This is a genomic window from Haloimpatiens lingqiaonensis (assembly GCF_901447495.1).
In the GTDB taxonomy this organism is placed as follows: Bacteria; Bacillota; Clostridia; order Clostridiales; family Clostridiaceae; genus Haloimpatiens; species Haloimpatiens lingqiaonensis.
This window is the reverse complement of record NZ_CABDWS010000090.1, coordinates 1-11,533: the sequence shown is the minus strand read 5'-3', so window position 1 is coordinate 11,533 and position 11,533 is coordinate 1. Positions and strand designations below refer to the sequence as shown.

The following is an 11,533-nucleotide window of genomic DNA, read 5'->3' as shown; positions in this document are numbered from 1 at the left end:
ACATTTAGTTCTATTTTTTAGATAAATAAATAATTATATAAATATTGTTTGAAATTTTATGCAATTTTATTAATGATTTTTTTAATAAATTTTTACATTTAAGAGTTAATATAACCCATAAGTTAAATATATATACAAATAACCTATAAACTAATACTGCTTTATGCTATTAAATAAACAATTAAATATTAAACAAAACTACAGTGGTAATATAAAATAAAAAGCCACTCCTCTTTCAGTATTTTCCACCGCACACTCTCCGCCATGTAAAGCTATAATGTTTTTTACTACCGCAAGTCCTATTCCTGTACCTCCAAATTTTCTACTTCTTGATTTATCAACTTTATAGAATTTATCCCATATCCTATCAAGTTCTTCTTTTTCAATACGCTCCCCTTCATTTTCCATCTCTATCTTAATTTTTTCATTTAGCTTTACCATATTCACAAATATGGTACCTTGCTTTTCAGTATGTCTTATAGCATTGGTCAATATATTGTATATAACCTGTTCTATCCTATTCCAATCTGCATTTACCTCTATATTATCAACTAAATTACATTGAATATTAATGCTTTTCTCCTTAACAATGCCCAAAAATCTTTTTACAGTGGATTTAATTAATTCATCTATGAAAAACTTCTCTTTAACCAACTTAAAATTTCCACATTCTAGCAAGGATAAATCAAGCATGTCATTGATTAGCCCTGTCATCTTTTTAGACTCATCCATTATTACATCAATATAATATTCCTTATCTTCATCATCAAACACATTATCCTTAATGCCCTCCGCATATCCTTCTATTAATGTTATAGGTGTCTTAAGCTCATGAGAAACCGCCGCTACGAATTCCCTTCTCATTTTTTCTAACTGCCTTTCCTTTTCAATATCTTCTTCTAATTTTGCATTTGCTTCTTTTAAAGATGTCAAAGCCTCTTGTAAATTGTCAGATAAAAAATTCAGTGTAGTGGCAAGGCTTCCTATTTCATTTTCACTTTTCACGGTACACTTTTCATTAAAATCTAATTCGGCCATTTTTAAGGCTGTTTTATTTATTTGTATTAAAGGCTTAGTTATAATATTAGAATAAATAAAAGAAGCAACTATTATAAGTAAAATTGCAACTATAAAAAAATATATGTAGAATTCCTTTATTACAGATACTGCCTCATTTACTGGTTCTAATGAATCAAATCCAAAGATAATCTGATTTTTTTCTTTAATAGGTAATATATAAACTATATTTTTTCTTGGACCTTCTTTTTCTCTTTGAGGTTCTAAATAGGTCTCACCTTTATTATTAGTCATAATTTCCTGAAACTTATACGTATTAGGAACCCATTTATTTATAAAATCACTCATATACATTGTCTTCATTTTTTCTGGCTTCAAATATTGCCGCCTTAAAAACATTTGTATATTTCCTGAAGATTCTAAAATACTAATGTCTACATTGCTATTCATATGATATTTTTCTACTAAATTTGTAATTTCTTCACTAGTGGTGGTTTTTTTGTATTCTTCTTTAAAATTACTTACAACCGATTGTATATCCTTTCTTTTCTTATTTACATAAAATTTTTGAAAAAACAAAGTTTGAGTAATTAATATTATAATAATAAAAATTATAAATACTAAAGACGTTATAATAAAAAGCTGCTTTGATATACTCTTTTTACTCTTCATTTTTCACCTCGAATTTATATCCGTATCCTCTTACAGTATATATGGCATATGCCCTTGTACCAAGTTTTTCTCTTAATCGTTTAATATGAGTATCCACAGTTCTCAAATCTCCATAATAATCCTTTCCCCAAACAGCATCTAATATCTGCTCTCTTGTTAATACTAGTCTATTGTTATCCACAAAATAAACAAGAAGCTGAAATTCTTTAGGTGAAAGGTTTATTTCTTTTTCATCTATAGTTACCCTGTGGGAATTCTTATCTATATAAATACCTGCAAATGCACATTCCCTATCATCTGTAATCTGGGAATTATAAGTTCTCCTTAAAGAAGCTTTTACATTAGCCACAAGTACCTTGGGACTAAATGGTTTAGTTAAATAAATATCTGTTCCCAATTCAAATGCCAATAAAGTATCCTCTTCTTCTGCTTTAGCTGTAAGCATAATCACTGGTATGTTAGAAAATTTTCTTACCTCATTTAATACTGTCCAACCATCCATTACAGGCATCATCACATCTAGTATCATAAGCTTAATATTATTTTCCTTTAAAATTTTTATAGCTTCCATGCCATTTTCTGCTTCCATAGTATTATAATTATTCTTTTTCAAATATGCCACAATAAGCTTTCTAATTCTCTCCTCATCATCCACTATAAGAATAGTATCCATCATAAACTCACACTCCATGTTATATCTAGTTCTACACACAATTTCTGCTTTTGCATATACAAAAGCAATTATATTAACTATTTAGCAATGTATTAATTACTCTTAATTTGTTAATTATTCAAATTTCGCAGTTATAAAATAAAAATATAAAATTTAATATGAAGATTAAATCTCCTTTAGAAATTAACTATAATTTGAAATTTACAGATAAGTAATAGGTAAGAGGTAAGGATAAAACTCAAAGAGTTTTTTATAATTAATTTGTAAGTAATAGTTGTGCCGAAAATTCAGCCTTGCTGAATTTTTTAAAGGAACTCTCATCTTTTACCTATTAGTTCTTACCTTTTAACTCTTACTTCTTACTTTTTACCTCTTTCCTACTCTACAATTTCCTATAATTCTTTCTCAATATACTGCTATTTTATACTATATTAATTATAATTCACATGGAATATTAAAAAATACCCCTACGAAATACTTCGCAGAGGAATAAACCTATTTTATTCAAATCTTAGTGCTTCTATAGGATTTAATTTAGAGGCCTTGCTTGCTGGATACATTCCAAACAATATACCCACAAATATTGAAAAAGCTACTGCTCCTATAACTACACTACTTGATATTACAATGGTCATTTTAAGAAGCGTTTGTGCAATATAAGCTATGAAAAATCCCGTTAATACTCCTATTAATCCACCTAGACAGCTTATTATTGATGATTCCATTAAAAATTGAATTAATATAATTCTTCTTTTGGCTCCTATAGCTTTTCTTATTCCTATTTCCCTAGTTCTCTCTATAACTGATACAAGCATTATATTCATAATACCGATACCGCCTACAATAAGTGATATAGCTGCAATTCCAGTAAGCATCATAGTCATACTGCTATTGGTTTCATTTGCTGTACTAAGCAAACTGGTTTGATCGAATATTCTATAACTGTCTGTATCATTATTAAACTTTTTGTTCAAAAATAGCTGTAAATAACTTATAGCTTCACTTACTTTATCTTTATCTGTTGCTTCTACATAAAAAGTTTTAATATCAGTGTTTTTAAACAATCTTTGAGCAGTGCTTATAGGCAATATTATTTTATCGTCTCCAGAACCACCCATGCTACTACCTTGGGATTCTAAAACTCCTACTATAGAAAAATTAATTCCATTTATATTTACAACTTTTCCAATTACATTTGTTGTTCCAAATAAGTCATTTGCCGTATCTACACCTATAACTGCAACTTTATATCTGTTATCTATATCCCTTTTGTTTAGGAATCTACCGTAATTTACATATGTTTTTCTTATATTGGAATACTCCGGTGTAGATGCTTCCACTGAAGTATTTGTTGATTTACTTCCTGCTTTAACATCTATATTATTTTGTGTAAATAATGGTGCAATTTCCTTTATTCCGGGTTTACTTTTTAATTCAGCTATTTCTTCATCTGTAAAACTTTTTGTCCTTTTACCAACTATATTAACCGTTATCAAGTTAGTCCCCAGTTTTTCTATTTGAGATTGAACCTGCTGTTTAGTTCCCTCCCCCATGCCTACAAGTACTATTACAGATGAAATCCCAATAATTATACCTAGCATGGTTAAAAAAGATCTCATCTTATTGGTCCATATGGACTTTATAGCCATCTTAAAAAGTCTAATTATCTTCATAGGCTCACCTCTTTGCTTAGGTTTCCCTTGCTTAAACTTTCTATACTTAGATTTTCTTTACTTAAACTTTCTATACTTAGATTTTCCTTACTTAGGCTTCCCTTAATTAAGTTTTCTTTACTTAGATTCTTTTCCTTTAAATTCTCTTTTAAAACATCCAATACTATTTTTCCATCCTTTATGGTTATAATTCTTTTTGCTTTATTGGCAATTTCCTTATCATGAGTAATTAAAATTATAGTATTCCCTTCTTCATTTAGGTCTTTTAACATTTTTAATACTTCTTCTCCCGTTTTACTGTCAAGAGCTCCAGTTGGTTCATCCGCCAAAATAATTTGAGGATTTGTAACTAAGGCCCTGGCTATGGCAACCCTCTGCATTTGACCCCCAGATAATTCCGTTGGTTTGTGCTTAATATGCGTTTTTAAACCAACCTTCTCCAAGCACTGATCTGCTTTTTCTCTAATTTCTTTTTCACTTAGTCCCATATAAATTAGCGGCAATTCAACATTTTCAAGTATACTTAATTTGGGTAGCAAACTATAATTTTGAAATATAAATCCTATTTTGTTATTTCTGATTTCAGCTAATTTATCATCACTACACTTTGTATTTAGCCCATCTAATATATACTCCCCTTTTGTGGGTATATCCAGACAACCTATAATATTCATTAAAGTAGTTTTTCCAGCTCCTGAAGAACCTACTATAGCCACAAATTCTCCCTTTTTAATATTTAAATCTATATTTTCTAATGCCTTATATTCTCCTTTTCCCATTTTATAATTTTTACATATATTATTCATTTTTATAACATATTTCTCTTCAATATTTTTATTCATACAGTACTACCTCCCCGTCAACCAACATTACAAATCACCTATTAACTATATTTTCACCTATTTAGTGCTACCTCAAACCAATATTCAGTACTACTTCACCTTTATTTATTTTATTTGTTTTATTTGCTTGCTTATTTGCATTTATTTATTTTGTTTTATTTGTCTTTTGACGATTTACCATTAGGCATACCAGGCATATCCATTCTATTACCCATACCTCCAAAGTTATTCCTCATATTATTATTCCTCATATTATTAGTATTTGTATTACTGCTTTCAGGTAATGCTATAAGAATTTTTTGTCCTTCCTTTATTCCTTCCAAAATTTCGATATAATTTTCATTTTCTAGTCCTGTTTTTACTTCCACTAAATTACCATAACCACTTAAGTCAGCTTTTCTAGTTGTACTGCTTCCAAATTCATTATTATCCGTTTCACTACTTTGCTTTCTATTAAAATTCACATCATTTCCATATTTTCCATTAACTTTTGACTTACTACTAGTGGCATTCTTATCATTATTATTACTACCAATATTACTATTAATATTATTGTTACTATTACTAGTATTGTTACTATTAATAGTATTGTTACTATTAATAGTATTGCTACTACTTTCATTAGTATTATTACTACTATTACTTTCATTATTGGTATCAGTAATCATGATGTATTTTTTACCATTTCTATCTATTACCGCTTCTGCTGGAACTATCAAAGCATTTTGTTTACTGTTAACTAATATGTCCACATTGACATTCATTCCTATTTTTAACCCTTCATAATTTTTCATAGCTATAGTAACATCATAATTTGTTACATTATTATTACTTGTTCCCGTTTCTGATATAAACTCAACTGTTCCCTCATATGCTTTATTTTCAACAGCACTAGCACTTATCTGAACCTTTTGATCTTTTTTTATCTTTGAAATATCCAATTCATCTATGGATGCCTTAATTTTCAATGATGTTGGATCCATTATAGAAATTACTGTCTTTCCACTTTGAACATTATCTCCATTATTATTGTTCTTTTCCACTACTACACCATCAATAGGAGCTGTAAGAACAGCTTTATTCATTTGGCTATTTGCATAATCTAAATCCTTCTGTGCTTCATTTACAAGTAAATTCTGTAAATTAATTTCTTCATCTGTTTTAGCTTTCTCCAATTGGAGTTTTTGTTTTTCTAAATTAATTTCTGCATTACTAATCTGCTGTCTTAACTGCTCGCTTTCAACTCTACATATGATTTGTCCTTTTTTTACTCTATCTCCAACTTTCACGGCTAAATCTTTTATTTCTCCATTATTATTAGTAACCACTTCTTTAGTAACATCTGCAAATACAGTTGCTGTTCCCTGTACACTTACCTTCATATCCCCTTTTGTTGCACTTGCAGTTATGTATCTTGTATTTACTGCCATTTTCTTTCCTTTACTATATTTATTAAATATCCACCATCCTCCCGCTGCAATACCTGTTACAACTAAACCTACAAAAACTATTTTTACTAATTTTTTATTCACTATTTTCCCTCCTCATTTTTAGCAATAATATTACTTTACTTCTTAATATTTTACAATAATATACATTTTAAATAATCTGATAAACAAAGTTTACCTGTTCCCAGTGACACTTTAGTGACAACTTTGTTAACAAATTATAAATTAAGACAAGCAGGGGACGGTTCATTAAATTTAGTTAGATTTAGTGAACCGCCCCTATATTTACATATTTATTTATATTTACATCCCCAGCTATATATATCTACAAGCTCCGTTTGTATTTAATTTCAACTATATTTACAACTTTGTTTGTGTCATTTATTTAAACTCAATCCATCAATTTCTCCCATTTCAAAATTTAATAAATTTTACTGTTATATTCTAATGACCATTAATTAGGACATTAATTAGAATCAATTTTTATTTATTGAAGATATAAAAATTAAATATTTTAATTTCTAATATATTTTTGTATTATTATATAATTATGTATATTTAACTTAATTATGGAAATAATATTTCAAAAGAAAGCTAAATCTATGAAACTTCTTTTATTTTTATTACTATGGTAAGTTTTTATTGTTTAAGCGTGAATAAACTTATCTGGATTTCCCAATTTATACTCGCTATTTATATGATACAAATTTCCACAAGTTATTTAAAGCTATCCTTACATGGATGGACTTTTAGCTTATTAAAAACTTGAAATATTATTCAACTTAATAACCAGATAAGTTTTTTATTTTAAATAATAAATTAATGATTTAATTTATTAAATTTATTAATTTAAATACCAACTAGCTATAGCCTATTGCATACAATTTAATACATCTTTAACTCATTTATTACAATTATTAATTTTATGACAAATAAAACCTTAATTGTATATAACTATATTTATATTACAATGTAAATTAACTCATAATAATTAACAATAATCTTTTTTGAAATTAAGTGTTGTTTAATTATATTTAATTAATATTCAATTACAAGGAGTGTGTTATCAATGCCTCGCAGCTATAGAATTGTAGCCCCTAATTCTGTATATCATATTATGTCCAGAAGCTTAACAGAGTTTCCTCTATTCCGTGATGATCAAGATAAAATCAAATTTCTCACATTGATAAAAAAATACCAGATGCAATACAACTTTTCCGTTTATGCCTATTGCCTAATGACTACCCATTTTCATTTAATAATTTCTGATCCTACAACAGATTTAAGCTCTTTCATGAAAAACATAAATCAATGCTATGCCCAATATTATAATAAAAAGTATAATAGAAATGGCAGTGTGTTTAGAGATCGTTTTAAAAGTATTATTGTTGATAATGATAATTACCTACTTACTCTTTCAGCTTACATACACAAAAATCCAAGTTCAATAAAAAAGTATAAAAATTGTATTGAAAAATATAAATTTTCAAGTCTTAGTGTGTACCTAGGACTTAATAAGGATCCTTTTAACATTTTAAACGAATCTTATGTTATGAGTATCTTTAGTAAAAATATAAAAAAAGCTAGGGAAAATTATATACAATTTGTATATGGTTGTAATGAGCATTCTCTAATGAAAGCCATTGAATTTCAAGATTCAAACTCGGAATATAGAAGTGAAAAAACTACTATTTTAAAGAGCTATACTCCTGAAGATATACTAAATTTTATAACTTCCTATACAAAACTAAGAAAGTGGCAAATTCTTATGAAAAATAAACATAATTCTTCCTCAAATAAAGCTTTACTTATTTTTTTATTACGTTGTTTAGGACATCTAACTCAAAAGGAAATCTGCAACTTCATTGGTAATATAACTCAATCTAGCGTTTCACAACTTTGTTCTTTAGGTACAAAATTAGTACTGGAAAATAATAATTATAAAAACATAGTAGAAGATTTTTTACAATTTACTTCTACTTAATGACTCTCTTATTAGTTACACACTTGCAATTACATTTTTTATATACAACTTGATAACAAACAACTTAATCCCTAAATTATTTATTACACATTACATTTTATTTGAATTACATTTGCATATATTTGTTTATGCTACCATAATAAAATTAGGTCACTTCTTAAATAAAATACGTTATCCTTTTAGTATTATGTTATGCTAAAAGGAGTATAGAAGTAAGTGATTACACTGACTGACAGAAAAACAAAAGATAATATTAAAACATTAAAACATTAATTATTAATTAAAACAAGACAATCATTTTTCAATCATTTTTGTGGACATTTGTGGACAAGTAGGGAACTGGGACAAGTAGGGGACGGTTCATTAAAATTATTGTAATTAAATAATTTTAATGAACCGTCCCCTACTTGTCTACCTGTCCTTGTCTTATTTGTCTGCGTATGTATATAACGTCATCCCCTTAGGCAGTTCTCCACCATTTCTTACTATTTCTATAGCAACTTCTCCTACCACAGCTAAATCCTCTGCATTAAAATAGTATATAGTATTATAATCAAATAAGATGTTTGCAGAACTTGAAAATTCATCATCACCTTGCCATACTATAAAAGTCATATAAACATTATTCATAAATTCAAATCTATATGCCATATGGCCGCTTTTTACTCTTTCTGCTCCCATCTTTTCGAAAATCCGCTGAAAAAATTCTAAATTATCTCCAAATAACTTAGCCAGTCTAGCAATAGTCCTGCTACTAAAATTAGGATAATAAGTATGTCCTCCTGGTATTTCTTTATACGTTATATCTTTTCCTGTAGGCGGGATACCTTTTCCATTTACTAAATATCTTAAAAATATAGTTTTAATGGTATATCCTTTTATCTCTTGTCCATCTTCATTAAATGTATCTGCGGATGGATACTCTACGTAGTAATTTTTTCCCATGAGTCTTATTTTAAAAGTCTTTCTTTCCTCTTCATATGTTACACCTGTAAGTTTCTCCATTTCCTTAGGATTGTGATTTTTAAATATATTTTGAATATATTCATAGGGAACTCTACCCTGTCTATTATCAATATCCTTTGATGCTGTCATATGATCACCCCCATTAATATTACGATACCTTACATTCTCATATTCAATATTAATATAATAATTTTTTTATTCACCATTAATATTAACTAAAAAAATCCTTCCAACCTAGTAACACATATTATATCAGATTCATACCATAAAATAATAATAAAGATTTATTAAACTTTAATTTGTACTATAGAAGTGCTCGAATAATTTAAATCATTTAATAAATATTGTACAACATAAAATGCTAGATGACTATAATCAACTCAGTTTAGAACCTTTACATAATTACCATATTCCATGAAAACCACATTAAATTTAGCAAAATATTATTTGCCACATATTACTACATAACATATATAAAATAGATATACTTTAAAATTTTATATTGAAAAACACTATCATATTTAACTATACAAAGATTCAGTAGAAAGGAGTATTTACATGAAAAATACCACTATAAAAATAAATGGATTAATATCTCAAAAACAATTAAGTAATTATAATATACAATATCCCTGCAAAGAAATTTGTAAATCCTATCATATAACTCTTCCTGAAAATAAGCCCAACATACAACTGATACTAGAACTTTCACTTAATGCACAAATTAGCAATTACAAGCATATATTTACTCATGGTAAAAATAAAATTTTTATAGAAGGCTTCTTAAATTCAAAATTATTTTTCAAATCAAACTTATACTCAAAAAATATCTACTACACAGAATTTAGTAGGCCCTTTTCAGAAATTTTACCCATTGAAAATGTTAATACGTTTAATTTAAAACCTACTATATTTATTGAAGAAGCTTTTATTAATCATATAAATGAAAAAAGCTTTTCTATATCAATATTAATGGTAATATGTGAAATTTTAAATAATAATGAATCACCTGAAAAAAATATAGATATTATTTCTAATAACAATTTAAAAATACCTTCCCAAGATATTAGTGCTAATTCTAATCATAATTTGCAAATGCCTGTAGATTATATTAATGCTACTTCTAACAATAATCTAGAAATACCTGTAAATGATATTGATGTTACTTCTAACAATAATCTACAAATGCCTGTAGATGATATTGATGCTGCTTCTAACAATAATCTGCAAATGCCTGTAAATGATATTAACACTGCTTCTAATAATAATCTGCAAATGTCTGTAAATGATATTAACACTGCTTCTAACAATAATCTACAAACACCTATAAAGGATACTAATATGGTTCATAATAATAGCTTCCAAATACCTGTAGAGGATATTCATTCTTATTTAAAAGATAATTTACAAATTCCCTCTGAGCTCATAAATAATTCTTTAAAAACCACTTCAAAAGAACAAGAGGGAAAACCTGTAAGTGTAACTATTGAGTATGATATGAATACCAGTGAAGAATGTTTTAAATAAAAACTTAAAAGTACATTTCAGTAACCTTATATAGTCCGTATTAATATACTATTACTATGAATATCTAATATTATCAATTTTAATAAATAAACTATAGGGAGGTTAATTACATGGATAATGTTATTGAAAAAAATGATAAAAACAAAAGTTTTGTTGATATAAATCCGTGTACCATTTCGGATTTTTGTAATAAAACTGATGGAAATAGCTGTATTCATTTTGATCCTTGTGAACTTTGCAAAAGTGCTACATTAGATCCTATTAATGTAGCCAACACATCGAGATTATTAGAAGTAAATGTATGTTTAAAAAACGTTTGTCGTGGTAAGGAGTTAACTGTAGGGTGTATAATTATGGATAATTGTAACACAGTATTAGCCTATAAATCTCAAACCTTTACTTTAAGTGGTGGATGTCCATGCTCTGCCCAAGAAGATGCATTAGCATATGACAAGACTAACTCTATCAATGCAAATTCACCATGTACAAATGTAAATAGAAGATTTAGCTTTATTCTTCCTAATAATGATTTATGTTCAGCGCTAAATCTAAGAGTTAAAATTATTGCAAACTACACCCATCCATGTTAAAAATTCTATTACTAACTTAACTTCTTTAATTTAAGAAGTTGAAATACCAATTGTAGATTCAAATTCCTTGGCAGGAATATAGTTACAGTGTTTCACACTATATTGGTCCTATAAATAACTTGAAAATTTTTCTAAGAAGCT

Annotated in this window: 8 protein-coding genes and 1 pseudogene; 3 read left to right on the top strand and 6 right to left on the bottom strand. The window is 27.5% G+C overall.

Translation table 11 applies throughout. The annotated features are described in order from the left end of the window. Positions 1-198 precede the first annotated feature (198 nt). The 5 genes and pseudogenes from FGK85_RS13325 to FGK85_RS13305 form a co-directional block, all read right to left on the bottom strand. On the bottom strand, positions 199-1,689 hold the full coding sequence (locus tag FGK85_RS13325) for a sensor histidine kinase (protein WP_138207415.1): 1,491 nt from the start codon (positions 1,687-1,689) through the stop codon (positions 199-201). Then, positions 1,679-2,365, bottom strand: a complete 687-nt coding sequence (locus FGK85_RS13320) for a response regulator transcription factor (protein ID WP_138207413.1) — start codon at positions 2,363-2,365, stop codon at positions 1,679-1,681. The genes FGK85_RS13325 and FGK85_RS13320 overlap by 11 nt, the downstream gene beginning before the upstream one ends. Positions 2,366-2,862: 497 nt before the next feature. Further along, a complete protein-coding gene (locus FGK85_RS13315) occupies positions 2,863-4,035 on the bottom strand; it encodes an ABC transporter permease (RefSeq protein ID WP_138207410.1) in 1,173 nt (390 codons plus the stop codon). A 143-nt stretch (positions 4,036-4,178) separates the two neighbouring features. After that, positions 4,179-4,877 (bottom strand): annotated as a pseudogene (locus tag FGK85_RS13310) (ABC transporter ATP-binding protein); the annotation flags it as partial. 155 nt (positions 4,878-5,032) lie between these two features. After that, entirely contained in the window at positions 5,033-6,409 is a 1,377-nt protein-coding gene (locus tag FGK85_RS13305) for an efflux RND transporter periplasmic adaptor subunit (RefSeq protein WP_138207406.1), read from the bottom strand. Positions 6,410-7,394: 985 nt separating this feature from the next. Between FGK85_RS13305 and FGK85_RS13300 the strand changes: the two genes are divergently transcribed. Continuing rightward, positions 7,395-8,309 (top strand): transposase, encoded by a 915-nt coding sequence (locus FGK85_RS13300; protein WP_138207404.1) that lies wholly within the window; start codon positions 7,395-7,397, stop codon positions 8,307-8,309. A gap of 426 nt (positions 8,310-8,735) precedes the next feature. On the opposite strand, the gene FGK85_RS13295 is transcribed toward FGK85_RS13300, so the two are convergent. Then, on the bottom strand, positions 8,736-9,404 hold the full coding sequence (locus FGK85_RS13295) for a DUF3786 domain-containing protein (RefSeq protein WP_138207402.1): 669 nt from the start codon (positions 9,402-9,404) through the stop codon (positions 8,736-8,738). 429 nt (positions 9,405-9,833) lie between these two features. Between FGK85_RS13295 and FGK85_RS13290 the strand changes: the two genes are divergently transcribed. After that, positions 9,834-10,802 (top strand): SPOCS domain-containing protein, encoded by a 969-nt coding sequence (locus FGK85_RS13290; RefSeq protein WP_138207400.1) that lies wholly within the window; start codon positions 9,834-9,836, stop codon positions 10,800-10,802. 110 nt (positions 10,803-10,912) lie between these two features. Beyond that, positions 10,913-11,392 (top strand): hypothetical protein, encoded by a 480-nt coding sequence (locus tag FGK85_RS13285; protein ID WP_138207398.1) that lies wholly within the window; start codon positions 10,913-10,915, stop codon positions 11,390-11,392. Positions 11,393-11,533 lie beyond the last annotated feature (141 nt).